A 24073-nucleotide genomic window follows, 5' to 3' on the forward strand; every position below is an offset into this window, starting at 1 on the left:
CGGAGACTTCATGATTCTACCCTAATATACCATATTCCGCTATTTTTGCAAATAAAATATGCATTAACTATTTCTGAAGATTTTCTGTAGACGTTGATCAAATAGCTCTTCGTCTATGACACCTTGCATACTTCCAAGTAATTCGCCTTTTCGAAAGAATACGAATGTCGGAACGATATTTGCTTCGTAGTTGGCGGCAAGTACAGCCGATTCGTCAACTTCTACTTCGCAGAATTTAATCTGGCCTTCATATTTTTTCTCGATTTCCTCTACAACCGGCTTCATCATAGCGCATTTGCCGCACCATATTGCATAGAACATGACAACAACCGGGAGTGGGCCGTGTTTCGCCTCAGCCGTAAAATTTTTGGCTGTTAAGTGTAACATATTATTCAACCTTTCTTTTTCTCATCTTCTAGCATCTGGGATTCAATATGCGATATACTTCATCCATAGAGTGCCTTAGACAGATTAATTTGTTGTGTAATCCTTTTTGGCGGTAAGTAAATTCACAGATCTTTTGTTTGATTCCTTTTTTTTGTCTGCGTCCCATATGCTTACATCCAGATATAAATTCTTCTATATTAATATATGCAGATGTACAAGACTTTGGCACAGAGAGATATTATGAAGATTTCCTGTGAGCGATTAATTTGCAGATAGGGTTACCCATGGAAGAGAACTTTTCTTCATACTCTGTCATAATATTGCCCTGGTTCATATCTGGTGTGTTATGTAAGTCGTAGGTACAGGCGGCAAGTTCAAATGTGGAAGATTCTTTTAGCTGTTCTACGGAAAAATCAAAGAGGGGCCTGTTATCTGTCTTGAATTCAACAGTCCCGTCCTGAGTGAGTATCCGGTCATATTGTGCAAAGAATTCAGCAGAAGTCAAGCGTCTGCGGGCATGACGAGCCTTCGGCCATGGATCTGAGAAATTCAGATATATACGGGAGACTTCATCAGGAGCAAATACCTCTGCGATATCAGCAGCATCCATACAGATGAAGCGAATGTTAGATGGAGCAGTTTCCATTTCCTGGAATTTTTCCACTGCACGAAGAAGGACACTGGAATATCTCTCGATGCCAATGTAATTGATATCTGGATTACACTGAGCAAGGGAGAGGAGGAACTTTCCTTTTCCCATTCCGATTTCTATATGTATGGGGTTGGTATTATTAAATATATTTTGCCAATTTCCTTTAAAATCAGTTTCATTTTTAACAACTTCTTTACAGTCGTTCAATACACCTTCTGCACGTGGTATATTTCTAAGACGCATACGCGATTCCTCCCTATTTTCAAGCATTATAGCATATCTCCTAGTTTATCGCCTGAGAGGACAAAAGTCAATTCTGCATAAGCGTATTAAGTAAGTAACAAGGTTGTAATTTTTTGGTAATATTGACTATGGAAATTTGAAAAAATAAGAGTATTATTATAACATGAGTGTAATTATAGGAAAATGGAGGCGCCTATGGAATCTGTTGTTGAAAAATTAGCGGATATAGAGATGACTGCGGAAGCAATTGTGGAGCATGCCGAGGCTCAGAAAAAAGAGATTGAGAAAGAGATTCAGAGGAAGCGGGACCAGTTTGATGAGAATCTGGAAAGTGAGACGCAGGTACAACTGGATCAGATTAAAGCAGAAGCCGACAGGGAGATGGAACGGATCCTGGCGGATCAGAGAGAGAAGAATCAGTCGACGATTGATAATCTGAGAAAAGAATTTGAAAAAAATCACAGCGCATATGCCCAGGAGATTTTGAAGCATATAATAGAGGTGTAAAACATGGGAAATGTTATGTCATACAGCGGAATTGTTACAAAGGTCCGTGCGATGCAGGCAAAGCTCCTTACAGAAAAAGATTTTGAGAATATTGCGAATCTGAAAAGCGTACCGGAAGCTATAGATTATCTGAAAGAAAAGCCGGCTTATGCAGATTATGTTAATCGGATGGATGTCTCGTTGTATCACCGCGGCAATGTGGAAAAAGTGCTGTATCAGTCGTTGTTTGATGATTACACAAGAATTTTCCGGTTTGCGGGAATGGAACAGAAGAAGTTCCTGAAGATATACTGGAAGAGGTATGAGATTGATCTGATTAATTATTGTCTGCGTATCATATTTAATCATTACGATAAACCGTTTGATCTAGAATATAAAAAAGAATTCTTTGATAAGTATTCCCAGATATCCATTGATAAGTTGATCACATCAAGAAATATTGTAGAATTGGTAGATAACCTGCGGGGAACGGAGTATTATGCTCCTCTCCAGAAGCTAAGAGATGCAGAGGATGCGAATCTCTTTGATTATGATCTGGCATTGGATCTGTATTATTTTTCCAGTATGTGGAAAAAGAATAAGCGGCTTCTGAAAGGGAAGGAACTGGAACTTTATACCAGGGACTGTGGAACGAAGATCGATCTTCTGAATATCCAGTGGATCTATCGTGCTAAGAAGTATTATCATATGCTTCCACCAGATATCTATTCCCTTACTATTCCGATTCATTATCGAATCAGTGTTGAGGAATTTAAAATGCTGGTCGAGGCACCTACACTGGAAGAATTCGAACGGCAGCTTGGGACGACTTATTATGCAAAGAAACTTGTTGGTTTTGAGGGAAAGAAACTGGAACATATCTATAAAGAATGTCTGAAGCGATTATATTTGAGTGACCGAAGAAAGAATCCATATTCTATAGCAACGGTCAATACGTATTTATTTTTAAAAGAAGAAGAAATATATAAACTAACTACAGCCCTTGAATGTATCCGTTACGGCTTATCTTCAAGAGAAACGTTAGGATACCTAGGAGGTGTGATTGAATGATTGTAAAAATGAAGTTTTTGAGCATTAGCGGACCAAGAACAGATATTGACCGTGTATGTGATGTATATCTGTCAAAATATGAGATGCAGCTTGAGAACGCCCTTACTGAATTAAAGACGACAGACAATCTCATGCCTTTTGTAGAGGTGAATCCGTATAAGGAACCATTAGCAAAGGCAGAACAGTTTGCGGCTTTGATACCGGATGGAAATGTTCATGTGGACGCTTCCATGACGGAAGACGAGATGATTACATTGATTCGGAATATTAATCATAATTATCTGGAACTGGTAGAAAAGAAAGAACTTTTAAAGAAGAAAGCAGATGGCATAAAGGATAACCTGAATGTACTGGAGCCGTTCAGACCACTGGAGCTGGATCTCTACAAAGTCATGAGATATAAGTATATGAAGGTTCGTTTCGGGAGAATTGAAGTCGATTATTATAAGAGACTGGAGAGATATCTGTTTAGTGATCTGAATGCAATATTCCTGGAAGGTGTCCGGAATGAGAATTATGTCTATGGCTGCTATTTTGTCTCGAATGCCGAGGCAAGTAAAGTGGACTCGGTATTCAATTCTCTTCATTTTGAAAGAATCTCGCTATCCAGAGATTATGTCGGGACACCGGAACTGGCATGCCAGGATATCCAGAAAGAAATTAATGATTCTGCAGAACAGATGAAGGAAATTGATACTAAAATCGAAGAACTCATGACAAAGCATGCGTCACAGCTTCTTGGTGCAAGAAGAAGGCTGGAAGAGTTATCGAATAACTTCGATGTACGAAAGATGGCGGCAAGGACAGATGTAGGAGATAATAAAGAAGATTATTATATCCTCTGCGGCTGGATGGGCGAAAAAGATGTTGAGGCCTTTGTAAAAGAAGCAGAGCACGATGATAAGGTGTTCATCGTGGTAGAAGAGGATAAGGAAAAGTTCTTTGGAGATCCACCGACGAAGTTGAAAAACCCTCGGTTCTTCAAGCCGTTTGAGATGTTTATCCGTATGTATGGGCTTCCGGCTCACGACGAGATGGATCCGACGATGTTCGTGGCACTGACGTATACATTTATTTTTGGTGCCATGTTTGGAGATATGGGGCAGGGACTGTGCCTGTTTGTTATCGGCGGTCTGCTCTATCTGATCAAGAAGATCGATCTGGCGGGAATCATATCCATCGCCGGTCTTTTCTCGACATTTTTTGGATATATGTTCGGCAGTATATTTGGATTTGAGAATATTATTGAAGCACATTGGTTAAGGCCGGTGGAAGCAATGACGAATCTTCCGTTTATCGGTCAGCTGAATACCGTATTTGTTGTGGCAATTGCATTTGGTATGGCGCTGAATCTGCTGGTGATGATCTTCAATGTGGTTAACGCTATAAAGTCACATGATCTGGAAAACGGGCTGTTTTCGAATAACGGAGTGGCAGGACTTGTGTTCTATGGCTTTCTCGTTCTTACGATCGTCTTGTATATGACAGGACATAAAGTTCCGGGAAATATTATGATGGTTATCTTCCTGGGAGTTCCGATTTTGATGTTCGTGTTCAAAGAACCTCTTGCCAATCTGGTCCAGAAGCGACATAAGAAGATGGAAGAAGGAAAAGTCATGTTCTTTGTGCAGGCATTTTTTGAATTGTTCGAGACAATGCTGAGTTACTTTTCCAATACCATATCTTATGTGCGAATCGGCGCATTTGCAGTCAGTCATGCGGCAATGATGGAAGTTGTACTTATGCTGTCCGGTGCATCTGAGGGAAGTACGAACTGGATCGTATTTGTACTGGGCAATATTCTGGTATGTGGACTGGAGGGACTGGTCGTTGGAATCCAGGTACTTCGTCTGGAATACTACGAGATGTTCAGCCGGTTTTATAAAGGAAACGGACGAGAATTCAAACCGTTTAATAATCATAGTAAAGAACATTAATAATCCAAACATAAGGAGGATATCAATCATGACATTAACAGTAAAATTATTACTCATTGCAACTTTGGTACTTAGTATTATTATTCCATTTGGCTATTATCTGCTCGGAGAAAAATCCAGAAAAAGATATAAACGAGCAATTGGAACCAATGTATTCTTTTATTTTGGAGTATTTGTAATTGCAGCAATCATGATGTTTGGCGGGGATCCGGTACAGGCTGCTGACACTGCAGAAAATGTTGCTTCAAATGCTACAGGATTCGGTTACCTTGCCGCTGCACTTTCAACCGGTTTGTCTTGTGTAGGTGGTGGTATTGCCGTTGCCAGTGCTGCCAGTGCTGCTCTTGGAGCAATCAGTGAAGACTCCAGCGCACTTGGTAAGTCTCTGATCTTCGTAGGTCTTGCAGAAGGTGTATGTCTGTATGGACTGATCATCTCCTTCATGATCTTAGGTAAATTGTAAGATGAAGATGTATCTGATCAGTGATAATATCGATACGCTGACAGGAATGCGGCTGGCTGGTGTCGATGGTGTAGTGGTTCATGAAAGAGAGGAGCTTCGGGAGGCCATTGAGACTGCGATGAATGATAAGACAGTGGGAATCATACTGCTGACGGAAAAGTTCGGCAGAGAATTCCCGGATCTGATCGATGAGATCAAGCTGGGACGAGAGATGCCGCTTTTGATAGAGATTCCTGACAGACACGGAACCGGACGTAAGAAAGATTTTATCACATCATATGTAAATGAGGCGATTGGCCTGAAATTATAGATGGAATGAAATTCCAATTGAAAAGAAGGTGACACACTTGACAATAGAAGAGAAGATATCACATTTGCAGGCCGCAGCGATGGAAGAAGCCAGAACAGAGGGCAATGCTATTATGAAAAAGCATGAAGATGCGCTGATGGGCGTATTTGAGCAGCACCGCATAGAAGCAACCCGACAGTCGGAGATGAGAGTGAAGGCGGAAAGAGTCCATGCAAAGCAGCAGCTGAATATGGCGATGTCCAAGGCGCAGCTGGAATTAAAAAGAGAACTGGGAAAGACACAAAAAGAGTTGAAAAAGGAGCTGTTCCGGGAGGTTGAGGAACTGATACGGGACTTCATGAAGACGGAAGAATATAAGCGTCTTCTGATTGAGTATATTAATAAGTCGGCCCGATTTGCAGATGGGGCAGCTATGACGATCTACATTAATCCGACGGATGAAGATAAGAAAGATTATCTGGAGGAACATACCGGCATGGCACTTACCGTAAGTAAAGAGGACTTTATCGGAGGTGTGCGGGCCGTGATCAGAGAACGGAATATTCTGATTGATCATGCGTTCAAGGGCGCAATTGAAAAAGAATATCGTGAGTTTGTATTCAGAGGAGGTGCGGGAGTTGAATAGTGTATCAACTGGAAAAATCTACGGAATCAATGGTCCCGTTATCTACTTGAAAGGTATGACTGATTTTAAGATGTCAGAGATGGTATATGTAGGGGAACAGAGGCTGGTGGGCGAAGTGATTTCCCTGGATAAGGATCTGACAACGATACAGGTATATGAGGAAACATCAGGATTAAAACCGGGCGAGATCGTGGAGTCATCTGGATCAGCAGTATCCGTTACTCTGGCACCGGGAATTCTGAATAATATATTTGATGGAATTGAACGTCCGTTGGATCGAATCGCGGATACTGCCGGGTCATTTATCACCCGAGGAATCAGTGTGGATTCGCTGGACAGAGAAAAGTTGTGGGATACGCATATGACGGTGTGTGTTGGAGATGTGGTCCATGGCGGAAGCATTATTGCGGAGGTTCCGGAGACACGTGCAATTGTTCATAAGTGTATGGTGCCGCCAGATGTAGAAGGAACGGTTGTCTCCGTTGTTCCGGATGGGCAGTATACGATAGAGGATGTGCTGGTTACGCTGGAACTTTTGGATGGCAGCAGGAGAGATCTTACGATGACACAGCGCTGGCCGATCCGTGTTCCGAGACCGTCGGCTCATCGATTCCCGGCAAATATTCCACTGATTACAGGACAGCGTATCGTGGATACCATGTTCCCAATTGCAAAGGGAGGAACTGCAGCGATTCCGGGAGGCTTCGGAACAGGAAAGACGATGATGCAGCATCAGATTGCGAAGTGGGCGGATGCAGACATTATTATCTATATCGGATGTGGAGAGCGTGGGAATGAGATGACGCAGGTATTGGAAGAATTCTCTCAGCTGGAGGATCCGAGAACCGGTAACCCATTGATGGATCGTACCACTTTGATTGCCAATACTTCGAATATGCCTGTGGCAGCCCGTGAGGCTTCTATCTATACAGGACTTACACTGGCAGAGTATTATCGGGATATGGGATATGATGTGGCTATTATGGCTGATTCTACTTCGCGTTGGGCAGAGGCTCTGCGTGAGTTGTCCGGACGTCTGGAAGAGATGCCTGCTGAGGAAGGCTTTCCTGCATATCTGGCTTCCCGGCTGTCAGCATTTTATGAAAGAGCTGGTATGATGCAGACTTTGAATGGCAAGGTGGGGTCTGTATCCATTATCGGAGCAGTATCTCCTCAGGGAGGAGATTTTTCAGAACCAGTTACGCAGAATACCAAGCGATTTGTGAGATGCTTCTGGGGACTGGATAAATCTCTGGCGTATGCAAGACATTTTCCGGCAATTCACTGGCTGAACAGTTATAGTGAATATTTGAATGATCTCAGTGGATGGTACGCAGACCATGTGTCGCCGAAGTTTACAGATTATCGAAACAGAATGATGACCATTCTGAGCCAGGAGAGTAACCTGATGGAGATTGTAAAATTGATCGGCGGAGATGTACTTCCGGATGATCAGAAACTGATCCTGGAGATCGCCAGAGTAATCCGTCTGGGCTTCCTGCAGCAGAATGCTTTCCACAAAGATGATACCTGTGTATCGCCGGAAAAGCAGTTTAAGATGATGGATGTTATCTTATATCTGTATAAAACATCCCGGGCTCTTGTTGCAATGGGAATGCCGATGTCTGTGTTAAAGGCGGAAGGAATCTTCGAGAAAGTAATTGCAATGAAATATGATGTTCCAAACGATGATCTGCAGCTGCTAGATCTATATAAAGTGGAGATTGACCATTTTTATCAGAGAGTAATCGAAAAGAATGCATAAAGGAGGGACCGTAAATGGCAATAGAATATCTTGGACTGAGTAATATCAACGGACCTCTTGTTGTACTGGAAGGAGTGCAGAATGCTTTCTTTGACGAGATTGTTGAATTTGTCGTAGAAGGCAACATCAAGAAGATGGGCCGTATTGTTGAACTGAATGAAGACAAGGCGATTATACAGGTGTTTGAAGGAACGGAGAATATGTCCCTTCAGAATACGCATACAAAATTGACCGGGCGTCCGATGGAAGTGGCAGTATCACCGGATATGCTGGGGCGTACTTTTAACGGAATCGGAGAACCAATCGATGGACTGGGCTCGATTACGGCAGTGGAGCGAAGAGATGTCAACGGACTTCCACTGAACCCGGTGCGCAGAGAATATCCGCGAAACTATATCCGGACTGGAATCTCTGCAATTGATGGACTGACAACACTGATTCGTGGACAGAAGCTTCCGATCTTCTCGGGAAATGGACTGCCGCATGATCAGCTGGCAGCACAGATTGTTAAGCAGGCATCTCTGGGAGATGGCGCAGAAGGAGAATTTGCGATTGTATTTGGAGCAATGGGTGTAAAGCATGATGTGGCGGAATTCTTTCGGAAAACATTTGAAGAAAGCGGAGTATCTGACCATGTATGTATGTTCCTGAACCTGGCAAATGACCCAGTGGTGGAACGTCTGATCACACCGAAAGTTGCGCTGACAGTGGCAGAATATCTGGCATTTGAATGCAATATGCATATCCTTGTTATCCTGACGGATATGACCTCGTTTGCAGAAGCGTTACGAGAAGTCTCATCCTCCAAAGGAGAGATCCCTTCTCGAAAGGGATACCCGGGTTATCTGTACAGTGAGCTGGCAACCATCTATGAGCGTGCCGGAATTGTAGAGGGTTCAAATGGATCTGTAACGCAGCTTCCGATCCTTACGATGCCAAATGATGATATTACACATCCGATCCCGGATCTGACCGGATATATTACAGAGGGCCAGGTTGTATTAGACCGAAGCCTTCATGGGCAGGCGATCTATCCGCCGATCAGTGTACTTCCGTCCCTGTCACGTCTGATGAAGGATGGAATTGGAGCTGGATATACCCGTGAAGATCATCAGGATTTGGCAAACCAGTTGTTTTCTGCATATGCAAAAGTAGGAGAGGCAAGAAATCTGGCTTCTGTTATCGGCGAAGATGAATTGTCTCCGATTGATAAAAAATATCTGAAGTTTGGTGTAGAGTTTGAAAAACGTTACATCGGCCAGGGCCCGACGGAGAATCGGACGATTCAGGAAACGCTGGATCTGGGCTGGGAACTTCTGCGGTTATTGCCAAAAGAAGAGCTCGACCGAATTGATACAAAACTGATCGATAAATACTATACACCGGCAACAGACTAGTTGCGATATTTGGAAATAGCAGATAGTCTGTAGACTGTAATAAGATTAGCAGTAGAAAAGAGGTTTGTATATGGATCCGAGAGAATTTCCTACAAAAGGAAACTTAATGCTTGCTAAGAATTCGCTGGCACTTGCGCGTCAGGGATATGAGCTGATGGATAAGAAACGTAATATCCTCTTAAAGGAATTGATGGGGTTGATTGATGAGGCGAAAGATATCCAGGAAGAGATTGATTCGACCTTTACGAAAGCATATGCCTGTCTGCAGCGTGCCAATATTGAGCTGGGAATCAGTAAAGTACAGGAGTTGGCCTTTACTGTTCCGATAGAGGATTCTATCCGTATTCAGACGCGAAGTATTATGGGAACAGAAATTCCGCATATAAAATATGATGAGAAACAGAATAAACTGACTTATGCATTCGGTGCCACGCATGAGTCTATTGATATTGCCAGAGAGGCATTCCGTGAGGTGAAAGCATTGACGATCAAGCTGGCTGAAGTTGAAAATTCAGCTTATCGCCTGGCTACGAATATCAAGAAGACACAGAAACGCGCCAATGCACTGAAAAATATTACAATCCCGATGTATACTAATCTGGTTTATAACATCAGTAATGCCCTGGAAGAAAAAGAAAGAGAAGAATTTACCAGATTAAAGGTAATTAAAAGGATGCAGGGGAAGTAGGAATTTAGTTGAGTTAGTTGGTAATTGGAAGGTGTACGGCGCAAGGGAGCTGGATAGGCTGGTCTGTTTCCGGTATCCTTCGCTGAGAATCCATAACAGAAAAAAGAGTTGTAATTTCGTGACCGGACTGATTCACCGAGAAATTTGGATAATTTCTCGATTCAGCAGTCCTTTCGAATTTGGCTGGATGCCAAATTCTCACACGGAATTGCAACTCTTTTTTCTGTAACAGATTCTATCGCTTGGCTAGACGGAAACAGACCAGCCTATCCAACTCCCTTGCGCCTGACATTCCCAATTACTGAACGAACTCATCTGGAGGAATTCATGGCGCGAAGCGCAATGGGGAGCGATGTTTTTATACTATTCATCATTATTTCAATGGAAGAATCAGTTAGTTATTCTGCCAGTTTTTTGACAATATCTTTACTATGATCTTTCCCTCTGCATGACGCGCAGGAATTCTCTCGGATGAGGAAGTCGCGGATTTGGGGGATGTCAGGCGAGAAGATGGAGGGGATGGTTGCCATTCGTTGGACAAGCGATAGAATCCGTTACAGGAAAAGAAGCAGATATTTTGCGCGAAGATTTGGCTTCAAGCCAGATCTGAGAAGGCTGCTGAGCCTCGAAATCATCAGGATTTCGGGGTGAATCAGCCTGGTCACAAAATATCTGCTTCTTTTCCTGTTATGGATTCTTAGCGAAGGACTCCGCAATGGCAACCATCCCATCCATCCTCTCGCCGTACACACCCAATCACCAACTAACTCATCTAAATTCCCATCTATAACTTCTTGGATTTTTCAGCGGCTTTGTTGATGCAGTCGATAACGGCACCTCTCATGCCGCCTTTTTCCAGTGCCTCACATCCTTCGATGGTTGTTCCGCCTGGGGAGGTTACCATGTCTTTGATTTCACCTGGATGTAATTCTTTTTCAAGAATCATTTTGGCTGTACCGAGAGCAGTCTGTGCTGCAAGGCGATAAGCTGTTTTTCTAGGAAGCCCCTGTTTTACTCCACCATCGGCCATGGCTTCAATGAACATAGCAACGAAAGCAGGACCACCGCCGTTTAATGCACAGGCAGCATCAATCAAGTGTTCCGGTACCATTTCAATAATTCCGATTGTGCTGTAAATGGATTTTGCAATCTCTAATTCTTCTTCTGTAAAGTCATTGTCGGAACAGATTGCGAATGCTCCTTCGAATACCATAGCAGGAGTATTTGGCAATAGGCGAAGAATCCTTGGAGTACCGTCAATCATATTTCTCAGGCGTTCTACGGTTACTCCGGCAACGATTGACATCATTGCTTTTTCATCTAACGCTTTTTTACATTGAGATAACGCTTCGGCAGCATTCTGTGGTTTTACGGCCAAGAGGATAATATCGCTGCTTAAGCAGACATCTTCATCATCTTTAGCAAGGTTCACACCCCAGCCCTTGGCTTTTTCCATCATAACAGGATTAATGTCATATACATAGACATTCTCCTTAGGGAGAACGCCACTTTCCAATGCGCCGTAGAGAATAGCGCCACCCATGTTACCACATCCAATAACTCCAATTTTCTTTGTAATCATATTATGTACCTCCTTTATTGGGGACGTAGTAAAATGCAATTTTACTACGTCCCCATTTAACATTTGTGGTGTCACTTTTTTATAAATGGGGTGTCCCCAAATGATACTTCCATACTTTTTGTAAATTTTCTGGTTTCTCAAGTAATAATTTTGTTCCTTCTGCCATGCATCTTGCAGCGTATAGCATTCCTTTGTGGCCGATGCTCATTCCGGCTTGTTTGGCGGCTGCCCAGTGGTGCAGTGGTGTGCCTTTGCACATGGTTGCTGCGCTGATTGTGATGAGGGGAACGGTATGGCTTACTTCGGAAGCGTCTGTTCCAATGGATATGGGGACTGGTTCGTCTTCCAGTGGTTCTAATCCGGTGAAGTAGATACCGTTATTTTGAAGGCCTGCCTCGCGGGTAATATCTGCGGCAAAGGCGAGTTCTTCTTCTGTATATTCAGGGGTCGGAATCTGAGTCATGGCTTTGTAGTAGATCTCGGTCAATGGACGGTTGACTTTCATCTCTTTGCAACTTCCGACCAGTTCAATGTCGACGGATGTTCCAGTCATCATGGCAGCGCCTCTGGCGCAATTGTCGACTCGGATGCTTGCATCTTCGGTACGGGCACGTTTGGCGGATCGGATGAAATAATTGGTCTTGGCAAAGTCGGGGACGACATTTGCCGGCAAGCCGTTATCGATGTATGCATAGTGCATACGGACGTCGCCGGGGACGTGTTCTCTTAGATAATTGACGCCAATATTCATAAGTTCCGCTGCATCCAGTGCGCTTCTACCAGCTTCCGGTGCCTTGGAAGCGTGGGCGCTGATGCCGTGGAATGTGTAGTTTTTGATATCCTGAGATTGCCAGATATCGTTGCTTATACGGTTTCGGTCGAATGGATGCCACATGACGGCTGCATCCAAATCATCGAATACCCCTTTCTCATTCATTTTTATCTTGCCGGACATGATCTCTTCTGCCGGACAACCATACACGCGGATCGTTCCAGGTGTATGATTTTTTTTCATATCTGCTTTTAATGCGCAGGCTGCAGCACAGACTCCGGTGCCGAGAAGATTGTGCCCACAGGCATGTCCCAGTTCTGCAAGTGCATCGTATTCTGCAAGGAATCCAATAATTGGTTTTTCTTGAACAGGAGTACTATGCCATACAGCGGTAAATGCGGTCTCAATGTCGGCTGTTTTATATGTGACTTCGAATCCATGACCTTCCAGGTATTCTGCCAGATATCTGGAGGAAAGAGTTTCCTGGTAGGCGAGTTCCGGATGTTGGAAGAGGTAGCTGGCGGTTTCGATTAGTTCTGGCTTATGTTGGTCAATCCAGGATGCGATAATGTTCGTCGCATCTGCTTCATGGTTCATGTCATACCTCCTTGTAGTCAATGTGTTTTTAATTACTCTGCCGGATAAACATTTTCCAGGACATCCAGATATTCCTGACCGAAGGTGTCGGCATAATCCTTCAATGCCAGATCAACAGCTTTTTGCCCGTCTTTACCAAGAGTATCGATTAATGTCTTGCTGATTGTGTGCTTGATATGAGCAGTGTGAAAATTAAAATCTTTCATGCAGGAAGTTCCAAGCTCTTTTTTCTTTTCTGCGAGCTGAGTGACCTCATCAGGTGTCAGAGGATATCCCCAGTCAAATTCACATCTTTCTCCGCCCCAGCTCATGGAAGTGGCAGTTGGAGTGCAGACAAAATCAGAACGGAATCCCTGGTAAACTGCATTGTCAACATTGACACAATAAAATTTGCCGTATTCGGTCAATCCGTGTTTTTTCCAGGCATCGCACCAGGCACACTTGGAAATGTAGGTCTGCAGCGTTGGCTCGGTTCTCAATTGGCCGAATTCCATCTGACCGTTGTAATCGGGTTTCCATTCACCATATGCCTGATTAGTCATGGTTGTCAGCGGGTCTCCATGGGCAATTGCGTTGGCAGCCATACGGGCACCTCGTTCGTTGCCATAGGTAGTCATTCCGGTAAGAATGGCTTCTTTTCCTTTTTCACCGCATAATTCGATCGCGTGTTTTGCAAAGAGTGCAAATAAAACTGCATGGTGCTCTATCTTACATTGAACAGGTTTATTTTCCATAATCCCACGCTCCTTTCTTGTAACGTAATAAAGTATCAACACAATTATACTACAGTTATCTGAAAAATGCATTGCGGATTTGTGGATTGTGAAATAAATTCGTCGACACCCTGATTAAGAGTCAGAGTGTGGGAAAAAACAGAGGGATATCTGGTGGAAAGCAGGTAAAAGCAAAGAAACATATGGATACCAGAATCCAAAGAGAAAATACAATAGTCTGTGAAGGAAGCGTAAGTTCTCTTTGCTGTAGATAATGACAGATGGAGAAGGAGAGAAAAACACTAAAAATAAAGATAAGAAGATCAACGAAGAGAAAATGTTGTCCTATGACTCCTGTATACGTGTAAAATAATACAATAATAGAAAGTATTCCGCATAGAGCAGCGATAAATCGATAATAGAAGAAACGAATTGTATGGAAGTGAAATTTAAAATACTGGAAAACAGATACGAAAAGAAAAGGAAAGAACAAAAGCTTCAAATGTTCCCAGGTAGATTCATTTACCGGACAGAATATGGAGACCCCTGCCAGTTTTCCAGAAATATCATATAAAAAGTGATTCAGACAGCCCAGAACAATTACGATAAGTATATAAGGCTTGTCTTTTGCGTCAATATATTTTGATAAAAATTTCATAACAATACGCCTCCCTTCACTAGTATATGAAGGAAAATGCAAATATATGAAAAAAATATAAAAAAACACTTGCTTTTTTCAGAATGCTATTATATAATATCAATTGCGTTACGGAAGACGCAATAAAAATCAATAGTAGATGCGCGATTAGCTCAGTTGGTAGAGCACCTGACTCTTAATCAGGGTGTCCAGGGTTCGAACCCCTGATCGCGCACTTAGGAATCACTGTTTTTGGCGACATGAGAGCGTTGGGGGCGGTGATTTTTTTGCTGTATTTTTTTACAATAAAATGTTGCAATACGACACGACATAATGTTGCGATATGAAACATTACATGTTATACTTTAGGAAAGTACAAAGGGAGTTGATTCGGACATGAAAACGAAATTTCATGAGTATTTGATGCATCTGCGCAGAGTAAGGGGATATACGCAGGCAGAGATGGCAGAAAAGTTGAATATTTCCCGTTCCACTTATACGAATTACGAATCAGGAAAGAGATCACCGGATCTGGAGACATTAGAGAGGATTCGAGATGTGCTGGATTGTTCGATGGATGAACTCTTTGGAAGAGCACCGGCAGCAAGGTATGGCGTGTTGTGCGAGAATATGGTATCCTATCAGGCGCAGCATAAGAAGTCGTGGAAGAATATCAGGAAAAAGCTGGTAATTGGAGAACAGAATTTTCGTAGTTTGCGTGAAAAAGGCGGATATTATGTGGATAAGACGAAGATGATAGAGGAATTCCTGGAATCCTGGTATCAGATCACGCTGGTCACGCGCCCCAGAAGATTCGGGAAGACATTAAATATGTCCATGTTGGCTGAATTCCTGGATTGTACAAAATATTCCGGCGATGTGTTTGCAGGGACCAGAGTTACCGAAAGCTATGTCATGGAAGAGATGAATGAACATCCGGTCATATTTCTGTCATTTCTGAATGTCAAGGGCAGTTCGGCGAACGAGATGTTGTATAAGTTATGTGATGTGATTCAAAAAGAATATCAGCGGTATTCATTTGTATGGAAGGAAGCGCGATTGCCCAAGGAGCAGAATGCGCAGGCACAGAGGATATATCGCTGTCTTTGCCAGAGGGAAATGGATGATAAGGGGAGAAATTATCTTGTTGCATCGATTTCTGTATTATGTCATTTGATGGAATTATATTATGAGAAAAAGGTATACCTTCTTATAGATGAATATGATACACCATTTATTTCTGCAAATGATAGCGGATATTATGAGAATATACGTGGCGTACTGGCAGAACTTTTAAGCTCTTCGCTCAAAGGGAATCCGTCTCTTGAAAAAGCGATGTTGACTGGAGTGCAGCGTGTTGCCAAGGAGAATATATTTTCCGGACTCAATAATCTGGTTGTCTGTACGGTAAAAGATCCGGAATATGCAGAATGTTTTGGATTCTCAGAGAAGGAAGTCAAAGCACTTTTGCAATATTGTGAACTGGAATTTTCAAGTGATATTAAGGCAATGTATGACGGATATCTGTTCGGTACAGAGGAGGTATATAATCCGTGGTCGGTAACATGTTATGCATCCAGAAAGAAGCTAGAAGCCTATTGGCTGAATACCAGTGAGAACAGTATCATTAAAAATGCACTTGCGCAGCGGGGCGAATCTTTTTCCCGTGGCTATAATGAATTGATTGAAAAAGGAACAGCAACTGTCAGTGCAGAACTGTCAATGGCATATTATGAGAAGCAGGATGATGCTTCTCTTTGGGGACTGTTAATCAACGCAGGGATGGTAACGGTCCAGGAGGAATTAAGTGAAGGAATCTATAAGCTTCGGATTCCAAATTATGAAGTGTGGAAGGCTTTTCAGGAACTTACAGCATTTTATATGCAGGTAGAAGAAGGACATATTGACCTGATGCTCTTGAATCTGAGAACAGAGGCTATGGAGAGATTTGCAGAAGAATATCAGTGGATTCTAATGAATCTGCCATCCTGTCATGATTTAAAAAGTGAGAACAGCTATCATATGATGATGCTAGGAATGTGTACTTTTCTGCATCCATATTATGATGTGCAAAGTAACCGGGAGAGTGGAATGGGAAGGGGAGATATTCTCCTTTATGCCAGAAAACCAGAACTGCCACATATGATACTGGAATTCAAATATACCAGAGACAAGTCACAGAGTCTGGAAGAATTGGCACTGGATGCAATACGGCAGGCGAAGGAAAAGAAGTATGATGCACAGATGGAAGGGACAGTGTATTATGTTGGGCTGGCGCATTATGGCAAGAAAGCAGAAGTAAAGTGGGAAAAAAGAGAATAGCTTGTTATTCTTGAGCATAAATATTCGCAAGTCCTTTATTGCCTTACATTCTCTTATTTGATAAAATGATACTTAATATTTGAAAAAGTAGGTGATGTTATGGACGGACAGATGGAATCTATCTTGCAAGGCGGACAGTTTAAGAAACTGTTGGATGAACAAAGTATAGAATTACGCCAGAAATATGACTTGAAAAAAGCAGAATTAGAGATTTTGTATTTCTTATCCCGTTGCGGCAGCCATAACACTCCCACGGATATCCATACACAATTAATGATGAACAGGGGCCATATCTCACAGGCGGTTGACAGTCTGTGCAGGCGGAAGTTTATTATGGCGATTCCAGACGAAAATGATCGTAGATATGTGCATTATGAAGTACTGGATTCTGCGAAAGAGATTGTTGCAGAGATGGCAAAAAGAAGAGAAGAGATGAACCGGCAGATCCTGCAGGGAATATCAGAAGAAGAACTTCGGGTATTTCTGGAAGTTTCCTTGAAGATAAAAAGTAATATAGAAAATATCATATAGTCTGATGAAAATGCAAGGTATAAAAATATGCTTTGCATTTTTATTTAAAAAAAAGTATAAACTCTGTTGACAAAGAAAAAACAAGTGATATAATACTTTAAAAATAAACAGTTTAAAATTAAAATAATTACTTCGCGAGGAGTAATATATTTTTTAAACTAAACCTGGCACTCGGATAGAAAGAGTGCTGACAAAAATGAAAGGCAGGTTATTGTAATGAAATTAAGACCATTAGGAAACAGAGTTATTTTGCAGCAACAGGAAGCAGAAGAGAAGACACAATCTGGAATTATCCTGCCAGACAGTGCCAAAGAAAAACCACAGGATGCAGTTGTGATCGCGGTTGGACCTGGAAAGGGAGACGACGAAAAATGTAGCGGTATGCAGGTAAAAGAAGGGGATAAAGTTATATATTCTCAATATGCCGGAACAGAAGTTAAGATAGATGATGAAGAGTATATTATTGTAGATCAGAGCGATATTATGGCAATTGTAGAATAGATTTTGAAAAGTTCAGAGAAAGAAGGAATTCATTATGGCAAAGGATATTAGTTTTGATATTGATGCAAGAAAGAAAATGGAGATAGGTGTCAATAAACTTGCAGACACTGTAAAAGTAACACTTGGACCAAAAGGAAGGAACGTAGTATTAGAGCAGTCTTATGGTGCGCCATTGATCACTAATGATGGTGTGACAATCGCAAAGGATATTGAACTGGAAGACCACTACGAGAACATGGGTGCGCAGCTGGTTAAAGAGGTTGCAACGAAGACGAATGATATCGCAGGTGACGGAACGACAACAGCAACCGTTCTGGCACAGGCACTTGTCAACCAGGGAATGAAGAACATTGCGGCCGGAGCGAATCCGATCATCCTGAGAAAAGGTATGAAAAAAGCTTCCGATGCTGTCTGTGAAGCGCTGGAGGAGATGAGCCAGCCGGTAACTGGAAAAGATCATATTGCAAAGGTTGCCGCCATCTCTGCCGGTAACGAAGAAGTTGGTGAGATGATCGCAGATGCGATGGAAAAGGTCGGAGAGAATGGAGTCATCACCATTGAGGAAGCCAAGACCATGAAGACAGAAATTGATGTGGTAGAAGGTATGCAGTTCGATAATGGATATCTTTCCGGTTATATGTGTGATGACAAAGAGAAGATGGTTGCCAATATGGAGAATCCATATATCCTCATGACGGATAAGAAGATCTCTAATATTCAGGACATTCTTCCGATTCTGGAAAATATCATGAGAGAGGGAAAAGAGCTTCTGATTCTTGCAGAAGATGTAGAAGGCGAAGCTCTTACTACATTGATCGTAAATAGATTAAGAGGAACCTTAAAGGTTGTTGCAGTAAAAGCTCCTGGATTCGGAGATAATCGGAAAGAAATGCTGCAGGATATTGCAACTCTGACGGGTGGACAGGTCGTTATGGACGATCTTGGAATGCAGCTGAAGGACACAACAATGGATATGCTTGGACGTGCCAGATCCGTGAAAGTTACCAAGGAGAATACAACCATCGTTGATGGCGCGGGTAACAAAGCCGGAGTGGAAGAACGAATTGACAGCCTGAGAAGACAGATGGCAGATACAACATCTGATTTTGACAAAGAGAAACTGATGGATCGTATTGCCAAATTAGGCGGCGGTGTTGCAGTGATCCGTGTCGGAGCAGCAACAGAGACCGAGATGAAGGAAGCCAAATATCGTATGGAAGATGCAATGAACGCTACCAAAGCTGCAGTGTCTGAAGGAATTATCAGCGGCGGCGGATCTGCGTATATCCATGCACAGAAGAAAGTCCATGAACTTGCAGCAACACTGACGGGCGATGAAAAGACAGGTGCAGAGATTGTAGCAACAGCATTGGAAGCACCGCTTTACGCGATTGTAGAAAATGCAGGACTGGAAGGCTCTGTCGTTGTAAATAAAGTAAAAGAAAGTGAAGATGGAATTGGATTCGATGCAATTCATGGAACGTATGTAGATATGCTCAAAGAAGGAATTATCGATCCTGTCAAGGTCACAAAACATGCACTTGCAAATGCCGTCAGCGTAGCGGCTACACTTCTGACTACAGAAGCTGCTGTGGCAGATGTCAAGGAAGCAGCACCGGCAGTATCTCCGCAGCCGGATATGTATTAGGATAAATAGGAAGACCGATAAAAGATAGCTGATTCGGAGTGATAGATGTATGAAGAACTTATTAGAGAATAATGAAGTAGCAGAGCTTTCGAATGAACTGATATATCGACATTACCTGATGAACAGGGGTAAAATCCGAGAACTTTTTTGTGAAATGACCCTGGCCGAATACATTGCTCTGCATATGATTGCTTCAGAGAGTAAGAGTTCTATCATATATGAAGGAAGGACTTATTTAAAAGATCTGTCTGATAAGATGCAGATGACTATTCGGCAGACTTCCAAGATGATAACGGAATTAAAAGACCGGGGGCTGGTTCTGTGGTCCCATGATGGAAGTGGAAAAGAAGGGACCTATGTCACAATAACAGATACGGGAAGCAGTCTGCTTGCCAGACAAGAAGCCTGTCTGAAAGATTATTATGGAAAAGTAATCGAAGCATTTGGAAAAGAGAATCTGATTAAATTACTACAGATGATGAAACAACTGGATACCGTTATGACCAGTAAGATAGAAGAAATGGAGGTGTCGGAAGAAAATGACAGAGATGATGGAATTGATGAATGATTATACAAAACGAGAAGAAGATATCTGCCGTAAAAATGATAACATTGACCGGCGCCTGTATGATGAGTATGGTGTAAACAGAGGCCTGCGTGATGAGAATGGAAATGGTGTTCTGACAGGACTCACGAAGATATCAAAGATTGTATCAACACGTATAGAAGGCAATAAAAAGGTTCCCTGTGATGGAGAGCTGTGGTACAGAGGATATAAGGTGGAGAATCTGATTCACAGTCTGGGACCGGATCAGATGGGATTCGAAAAGATTGCTTATCTACTGCTGATGGGCGAATTGCCTTCAAAGGAAGAAGAGGCAACATTTCGTGATATCATCGGAAGATGCCGGACGCTGCCGACCAATTTTACCAGGGATGTCATTATGAAAGCACCATCTGAGGATATCATGAATTCTATGACAAGGAGCATTCTGACCCTGGCTTCTTATGATAAGAATGCGAAAGATATCAGTGTCAGCAATTCCCTTCGGCAATGTATCCAGTTAATTAGTGAATTCCCGCTGCTTGCTGTGTATGGTTATCATGCATACAACCATTATGAAAATAATCAGAGTATGTATATTCACAATCCTGATCCAGAGCTGTCTACCGCAGAAAATCTTCTTCGAATGTTACGTCCGGATATGAAGTATACGCCGACAGAAGCAAAAGTTTTGGATACTGCATTGATTCTCCATATGGAGCATGGAGGAGGAAACAATTCTACTTTTACAACGAGAGTCGTAACTTCTTCCGGATCGGATACCTACTCTACGATAGCAGCAGCAATGTCCTCCCTGAAAGGGCCAAAACATGGCGGAGCGAATATCAAGGTCATGGAAATGATGGAAAATATCCGGGAAAATGTAAAAGATTATGCGGATAAAGAGGAAGTAGCAGCCTATCTGAATAAGATTATTGATAAACAGGCATTTGACCGGAAGGGTCTGGTCTATGGAATCGGCCATGCAGTCTACTCGCTGTCTGATCCGAGAGAAAGAGTGTTCAAGCAATATGTGAAGCAGCTTGCAAAAGAAAAAGGAAGAGAAGAAGATCTGACACTTTATGAAAATATAGAGGAGCTTGCTCCGGAGCTGATTGCCAAGAAACGCCATATATTCAAAGGAGTCAGCCCGAATGTAGACTTCTACAGTGGATTTGTGTACGATATGCTTGGAATTCCAAAGGAATTATACACAGCAATATTTGCAATTGCAAGGATTGTCGGCTGGAGTGCACATCGCATCGAAGAACTGATCTGCACAGATAAGATTATACGTCCGGCTTACATGAGCGTGATGGAGGAGAAATTGACAATTGAGTAAGAAAATGCTATGATGAACAATGTTCACATAGGAGGTGAGTATATTGAATACAGGTATCACATCAAAAGAAGCGATCCTTCAGGTGTGCAGAGGGATTGTGGCTTCCAAAGGGTTATCTGCAGTGAATATGCGATCCGTTGCTGATGAATGTCATATTGCACTTGGGACATTATATAATTATTATTCTAATAAAGATGAATTACTGCTTGCGATTGTAGAAGATATATGGAAAGCGATTTTCCATATGGATCACAAGTGCCCAACGGACTTCACTTTCCCAGAATATGTAGCGTATATTTTTGAATGTATACAGAAAGGTGCTGAAGATTACCCGGATTTTTTCACAGCGCATTCTGTCAGTATCGCCAACTCTGAAAAAGGGAAGGCAAAAAGCACAATGAAGCATTATTTCAACCATATGAAAACAGGCATGCTGGAGGTATTACAGGCGGATGACCGGGTATCAGGAGAGGCATTTTCTTCAGCATTTACAGAAATGGAGTTTATTGATTTTGTGCTAGACAATTTGTTGTTATTACTTATACAGGGAAAGACAAGCTGTGAAGTGTTGAAAGAGACGATACGAAGAACGATTTACTAATAATTATTGATTCATATAATAGAATTCCCGTCTTTTGACGGGCTTTCTTTTCAAATAAAATGAACAATGTTCACCTAAGGAGGAAGAGCTTATGCAGGCAATTTTTGAGACACTGTTTGATATCGTATATCTGGTGTCGGTTATTACACTTGGTGTTCTTATGATTCGTGGAAGCCAGGGACGCAGACAATATTTTCTATATGGGATGATGGCGGTCGTACTTGGATGCGGGGATGCATTCCATCTCGTACCAAGAGCGATTGCGCTCTGTACGACAGGATTAGAAAACTATACGGCAGCGCTTGGTGTCGGGAAACTGATTACATCCATTACAATGACATTATTCTATGTGCTGCTCTATTATGTATGGCGGCTTCGGTATCAGGTCAACGATAAAAAAGAACTTACAATGATTGTGTGGATTCTGGCACTCTTGCGTATTGTATTATGTCTGATGCCGCAGAATGCATGGATGAGCGCTGAGGCACCACTTTCTTGGGGAATTTACCGTAATATTCCGTTCACCATTCTTGGTGTGTTGATTGTGGTTCTGTTTTATCGCAGTGCGAAGGCAGAACAGGATAAGCCGTTTCGGTTTCTGTGGCTTGCGGTGGTCATAAGCTTTGCATGTTATATTCCGGTGGTTTTGTTTGCAGATACCGTGCCGCCGGTTGGAATGTTGATGATTCCCAAGACATGTGCTTATGTGTGGGGTGTTTTGATAGGATATAAAGCGATGGGACGGTGATGATTCTATGAGCAGACGTTCTTTCTTTCATGTAAAAAAGCGTACATTGCTTGCGGTTGCAGGCTGTGTCTGGATGATTGCCGGATTTAATGTGGCAAGGCTTGGCATACTTTCTTATCAGAAGATCCTGCCGTTTTCAGTAATACATATCTTGTTATCCGTTCTTGTTTTTGCTGCGTTTGGAATGATGTTTTATAAAATGAGCATCAAGCATACCAAGCGGATCAAGGGCTATAAAGAAGAGTTCCGCCCGGTATGGCATTTCTTCGATCTTAAGGCGTACTGTATCATGGCGGTAATGATGGGCGGCGGAATCTGGCTTCGCAGCTCCGGGCTTGTGCCGGATGTATTCATTGCTGTGTTCTACACAGGGCTGGGGTGTGCGCTGGCACTTGCCGGAGTGTTGTTCTGGCTGATGTTCTTTGGATATCGTGAACACAACATAGAGGTATAGTATAGGAATATAAAAGGATTCACAGTGGTTGAAAACCAAGGTGAATCCTTTTTTTGATATATAAATTCACATTTTCTTAATTATTATTTAATTCTTTAGACATATCAAAAAGTCTGAAAATATTGTATAATAACAAAATACTATAAAAATCAGGAGTAGATCTATGAGTAAACCGACTTTAGGAAATCCCCAGAATACCATTGAGATTTTGCAGAAATATAATTTTACATTTCAGAAAAAATTTGGCCAGAATTTTTTGATCGACACACATGTACTGGATAAGATTATCCGTGCAGCTGAGATTACCAGAGAAGATATGGTGCTGGAAATAGGACCGGGTATCGGAACGATGACGCAGTATCTGGCAGAGGCAGCGGGAAAGGTCGTTGCGGTAGAGATTGACAAGAATCTGATTCCAATCTTATCGGACACACTGAGTGCGTATGAGAATGTGACGATTATCAATGAAGATGTTCTGAAGCTGGATATCCAGAAGCTTGCCAATGAGGAGAATCAGGGAAGGCCGATCAAGGTAGTGGCGAATCTTCCTTATTATATTACAACTCCGATCATTATGGGATTATTCGAGAATCATGTACCGGTAGAGAGCATTACTGTCATGGTGCAAAAGGAAGTTGCAGACCGGATGCAGACCGGACCGGGGAATAAGGATTATGGAGCATTGTCGCTCGCTGTTCAGTATTATGCAGAGCCGTATATTGTGGCGAATGTTCCGCCAAACTGTTTTATGCCAAGACCCAAGGTGGGGTCAGCAGTCATCAGGCTTACCTGTCACGAACAGCCACCGGTGGAAGTGAAGGATGAACGCCTGATGTTTGATATTATAAGGGCATCTTTCAACCAGCGCAGAAAGACTCTGGCCAATGGCCTGAATAATTCAGACAAGTTATCATTTTCAAAAGAAGAGATCACAGAAGCAATAGAGTCTTTGGGGAAGGGCTCCAGCGTCAGAGGAGAGGCTCTTACGTTGGAAGAATTTGCAGGGCTGAGTAATTATTTGTGGAAATATTCGCATAATGATTAAGTATGCGCAATA

The 24073-nt window shown here is 42.4% G+C and carries 25 protein-coding genes and 1 tRNA gene; 20 read left to right on the forward strand and 6 right to left on the reverse strand.

The annotated features are described in order from the left end of the window. Window positions 1-63: 63 nt before the first annotated feature. A complete protein-coding gene (locus ACQRBH_RS03645) occupies window positions 64-387 on the reverse strand; it encodes a thioredoxin family protein (RefSeq protein WP_427760915.1) in 324 nt (107 codons plus the stop codon). A gap of 238 nt (window positions 388-625) precedes the next feature. Then, window positions 626-1282 (reverse strand): tRNA (guanosine(46)-N7)-methyltransferase TrmB, encoded by a 657-nt coding sequence (trmB, locus tag ACQRBH_RS03650; protein WP_427760916.1) that lies wholly within the window; start codon window positions 1280-1282, stop codon window positions 626-628. Window positions 1283-1477: 195 nt separating this feature from the next. Between trmB and ACQRBH_RS03655 the strand changes: the two genes are divergently transcribed. From ACQRBH_RS03655 to ACQRBH_RS03695, 9 genes are all read left to right on the forward strand, one after another. After that, window positions 1478-1789, forward strand: coding sequence for a hypothetical protein (locus ACQRBH_RS03655; RefSeq protein WP_235232008.1), 312 nt, complete (start codon window positions 1478-1480; stop codon window positions 1787-1789). Window positions 1790-1792: 3 nt separating this feature from the next. Beyond that, on the forward strand, window positions 1793-2839 hold the full coding sequence (locus ACQRBH_RS03660; RefSeq protein ID WP_235232007.1) for a V0D/AC39 family V-type ATPase subunit: 1047 nt from the start codon (window positions 1793-1795) through the stop codon (window positions 2837-2839). After that, window positions 2836-4776, forward strand: coding sequence for a V-type ATP synthase subunit I (locus ACQRBH_RS03665; protein WP_427760917.1), 1941 nt, complete (start codon window positions 2836-2838; stop codon window positions 4774-4776). The genes ACQRBH_RS03660 and ACQRBH_RS03665 overlap by 4 nt, the downstream gene beginning before the upstream one ends. 28 nt (window positions 4777-4804) lie before the next feature. Beyond that, on the forward strand, window positions 4805-5239 hold the full coding sequence (locus ACQRBH_RS03670; protein ID WP_427760918.1) for an ATP synthase subunit C: 435 nt from the start codon (window positions 4805-4807) through the stop codon (window positions 5237-5239). Between the two features lies 1 nt (window position 5240). After that, window positions 5241-5549: a V-type ATP synthase subunit F gene (locus ACQRBH_RS03675; protein WP_235232004.1), complete on the forward strand. Its 309-nt coding sequence runs from the start codon at window positions 5241-5243 to the stop codon at window positions 5547-5549. Window positions 5550-5586: 37 nt separating this feature from the next. Next, window positions 5587-6174 (forward strand): V-type ATP synthase subunit E, encoded by a 588-nt coding sequence (locus tag ACQRBH_RS03680; RefSeq protein WP_235232003.1) that lies wholly within the window; start codon window positions 5587-5589, stop codon window positions 6172-6174. Next, complete coding sequence (locus ACQRBH_RS03685; RefSeq protein WP_427760919.1) at window positions 6167-7939, forward strand: V-type ATP synthase subunit A; 1773 nt, start codon at window positions 6167-6169, stop codon at window positions 7937-7939. The genes ACQRBH_RS03680 and ACQRBH_RS03685 overlap by 8 nt, the downstream gene beginning before the upstream one ends. A 14-nt stretch (window positions 7940-7953) precedes the next feature. Beyond that, window positions 7954-9336 carry a V-type ATP synthase subunit B gene (locus tag ACQRBH_RS03690; protein WP_235232001.1) on the forward strand — a complete coding sequence of 461 codons (1383 nt, stop codon included), beginning with the start codon at window positions 7954-7956 and terminating at the stop codon, window positions 9334-9336. 70 nt (window positions 9337-9406) lie between these two features. After that, on the forward strand, window positions 9407-10024 hold the full coding sequence (locus ACQRBH_RS03695) for a V-type ATP synthase subunit D (protein WP_347376170.1): 618 nt from the start codon (window positions 9407-9409) through the stop codon (window positions 10022-10024). A gap of 784 nt (window positions 10025-10808) precedes the next feature. Here the strand turns inward: ACQRBH_RS03695 and proC are convergent. From proC to ACQRBH_RS03715, 4 genes are all read right to left on the reverse strand, one after another. Continuing rightward, entirely contained in the window at window positions 10809-11606 is a 798-nt protein-coding gene (gene proC / locus ACQRBH_RS03700) for a pyrroline-5-carboxylate reductase (protein WP_427760920.1), read from the reverse strand. Window positions 11607-11685: 79 nt separating this feature from the next. Continuing rightward, complete coding sequence (locus ACQRBH_RS03705) at window positions 11686-12975, reverse strand: amidohydrolase (protein WP_427760921.1); 1290 nt, start codon at window positions 12973-12975, stop codon at window positions 11686-11688. 32 nt (window positions 12976-13007) lie between these two features. Beyond that, window positions 13008-13709, reverse strand: a complete 702-nt coding sequence (locus tag ACQRBH_RS03710) for an L-2-amino-thiazoline-4-carboxylic acid hydrolase (protein ID WP_235231997.1) — start codon at window positions 13707-13709, stop codon at window positions 13008-13010. Between the two features lie 121 nt (window positions 13710-13830). After that, the gene (locus ACQRBH_RS03715; protein WP_427760922.1) at window positions 13831-14346 is read right to left on the reverse strand and encodes a DUF6512 family protein; all 516 of its coding nucleotides are present in this window, start codon (window positions 14344-14346) and stop codon (window positions 13831-13833) included. 141 nt (window positions 14347-14487) lie between these two features. Between ACQRBH_RS03715 and ACQRBH_RS03720 the strand changes: the two genes are divergently transcribed. The 11 genes from ACQRBH_RS03720 (at window position 14488) to rsmA (ending at window position 24061) form a co-directional block, all read left to right on the forward strand. Continuing rightward, window positions 14488-14560, forward strand: a tRNA-Lys gene (locus ACQRBH_RS03720). A gap of 161 nt (window positions 14561-14721) precedes the next feature. After that, window positions 14722-16647, forward strand: coding sequence for an AAA family ATPase (locus tag ACQRBH_RS03725; RefSeq protein ID WP_427760923.1), 1926 nt, complete (start codon window positions 14722-14724; stop codon window positions 16645-16647). 99 nt (window positions 16648-16746) lie between these two features. Then, complete coding sequence (locus ACQRBH_RS03730) at window positions 16747-17178, forward strand: MarR family winged helix-turn-helix transcriptional regulator (RefSeq protein WP_235231994.1); 432 nt, start codon at window positions 16747-16749, stop codon at window positions 17176-17178. Window positions 17179-17394: 216 nt separating this feature from the next. Further along, complete coding sequence (locus tag ACQRBH_RS03735; RefSeq protein ID WP_235231993.1) at window positions 17395-17679, forward strand: co-chaperone GroES; 285 nt, start codon at window positions 17395-17397, stop codon at window positions 17677-17679. 34 nt (window positions 17680-17713) lie between these two features. Beyond that, window positions 17714-19327: a chaperonin GroEL gene (groL, locus tag ACQRBH_RS03740; RefSeq protein WP_427760924.1), complete on the forward strand. Its 1614-nt coding sequence runs from the start codon at window positions 17714-17716 to the stop codon at window positions 19325-19327. Window positions 19328-19376: 49 nt separating this feature from the next. After that, the gene (locus ACQRBH_RS03745; protein ID WP_427760925.1) at window positions 19377-19895 is read left to right on the forward strand and encodes a hypothetical protein; all 519 of its coding nucleotides are present in this window, start codon (window positions 19377-19379) and stop codon (window positions 19893-19895) included. After that, window positions 19867-21213, forward strand: a complete 1347-nt coding sequence (locus tag ACQRBH_RS03750; protein ID WP_427760926.1) for a citrate/2-methylcitrate synthase — start codon at window positions 19867-19869, stop codon at window positions 21211-21213. Before ACQRBH_RS03745 ends, ACQRBH_RS03750 begins: the two co-directional genes overlap by 29 nt. Before the next feature lie 43 nt (window positions 21214-21256). Next, the gene (locus ACQRBH_RS03755; protein ID WP_427760927.1) at window positions 21257-21814 is read left to right on the forward strand and encodes a TetR/AcrR family transcriptional regulator; all 558 of its coding nucleotides are present in this window, start codon (window positions 21257-21259) and stop codon (window positions 21812-21814) included. A gap of 91 nt (window positions 21815-21905) precedes the next feature. Beyond that, entirely contained in the window at window positions 21906-22562 is a 657-nt protein-coding gene (locus tag ACQRBH_RS03760) for a hypothetical protein (RefSeq protein WP_427760928.1), read from the forward strand. A gap of 7 nt (window positions 22563-22569) precedes the next feature. After that, a complete protein-coding gene (locus ACQRBH_RS03765; protein ID WP_235231987.1) occupies window positions 22570-23016 on the forward strand; it encodes a hypothetical protein in 447 nt (148 codons plus the stop codon). A gap of 163 nt (window positions 23017-23179) precedes the next feature. Then, the gene (gene rsmA, locus ACQRBH_RS03770; RefSeq protein WP_427742755.1) at window positions 23180-24061 is read left to right on the forward strand and encodes a 16S rRNA (adenine(1518)-N(6)/adenine(1519)-N(6))-dimethyltransferase RsmA; all 882 of its coding nucleotides are present in this window, start codon (window positions 23180-23182) and stop codon (window positions 24059-24061) included. Window positions 24062-24073 lie beyond the last annotated feature (12 nt).

Source organism: Bariatricus sp. SGI.161 (assembly GCF_050313695.1).
Classification (GTDB): domain Bacteria; phylum Bacillota; class Clostridia; order Lachnospirales; family Lachnospiraceae; genus JAFBIX01.

Coding starts and splice junctions, on each gene's coding strand:
- ACQRBH_RS03645 (WP_427760915.1), bottom strand. CDS start 387: ATGTTACACTTAACAGCCAAAAATTTTACGGCTGAGGCGAAACACGGC.
- trmB (WP_427760916.1), bottom strand. CDS start 1,282: ATGCGTCTTAGAAATATACCACGTGCAGAAGGTGTATTGAACGACTGT.
- ACQRBH_RS03655 (WP_235232008.1), top strand. CDS start 1,478: ATGGAATCTGTTGTTGAAAAATTAGCGGATATAGAGATGACTGCGGAA.
- ACQRBH_RS03660 (WP_235232007.1), top strand. CDS start 1,793: ATGGGAAATGTTATGTCATACAGCGGAATTGTTACAAAGGTCCGTGCG.
- ACQRBH_RS03665 (WP_427760917.1), top strand. CDS start 2,836: ATGATTGTAAAAATGAAGTTTTTGAGCATTAGCGGACCAAGAACAGAT.
- ACQRBH_RS03670 (WP_427760918.1), top strand. CDS start 4,805: ATGACATTAACAGTAAAATTATTACTCATTGCAACTTTGGTACTTAGT.
- ACQRBH_RS03675 (WP_235232004.1), top strand. CDS start 5,241: ATGAAGATGTATCTGATCAGTGATAATATCGATACGCTGACAGGAATG.
- ACQRBH_RS03690 (WP_235232001.1), top strand. CDS start 7,954: ATGGCAATAGAATATCTTGGACTGAGTAATATCAACGGACCTCTTGTT.
- ACQRBH_RS03695 (WP_347376170.1), top strand. CDS start 9,407: ATGGATCCGAGAGAATTTCCTACAAAAGGAAACTTAATGCTTGCTAAG.
- proC (WP_427760920.1), bottom strand. CDS start 11,606: ATGATTACAAAGAAAATTGGAGTTATTGGATGTGGTAACATGGGTGGC.
- ACQRBH_RS03705 (WP_427760921.1), bottom strand. CDS start 12,975: ATGAACCATGAAGCAGATGCGACGAACATTATCGCATCCTGGATTGAC.
- ACQRBH_RS03710 (WP_235231997.1), bottom strand. CDS start 13,709: ATGGAAAATAAACCTGTTCAATGTAAGATAGAGCACCATGCAGTTTTA.
- ACQRBH_RS03715 (WP_427760922.1), bottom strand. CDS start 14,346: ATGAAATTTTTATCAAAATATATTGACGCAAAAGACAAGCCTTATATA.
- ACQRBH_RS03725 (WP_427760923.1), top strand. CDS start 14,722: ATGAAAACGAAATTTCATGAGTATTTGATGCATCTGCGCAGAGTAAGG.
- ACQRBH_RS03730 (WP_235231994.1), top strand. CDS start 16,747: ATGGACGGACAGATGGAATCTATCTTGCAAGGCGGACAGTTTAAGAAA.
- ACQRBH_RS03735 (WP_235231993.1), top strand. CDS start 17,395: ATGAAATTAAGACCATTAGGAAACAGAGTTATTTTGCAGCAACAGGAA.
- groL (WP_427760924.1), top strand. CDS start 17,714: ATGGCAAAGGATATTAGTTTTGATATTGATGCAAGAAAGAAAATGGAG.
- ACQRBH_RS03745 (WP_427760925.1), top strand. CDS start 19,377: ATGAAGAACTTATTAGAGAATAATGAAGTAGCAGAGCTTTCGAATGAA.
- ACQRBH_RS03750 (WP_427760926.1), top strand. CDS start 19,867: ATGACAGAGATGATGGAATTGATGAATGATTATACAAAACGAGAAGAA.
- ACQRBH_RS03760 (WP_427760928.1), top strand. CDS start 21,906: ATGCAGGCAATTTTTGAGACACTGTTTGATATCGTATATCTGGTGTCG.
- ACQRBH_RS03765 (WP_235231987.1), top strand. CDS start 22,570: ATGAGCAGACGTTCTTTCTTTCATGTAAAAAAGCGTACATTGCTTGCG.
- rsmA (WP_427742755.1), top strand. CDS start 23,180: ATGAGTAAACCGACTTTAGGAAATCCCCAGAATACCATTGAGATTTTG.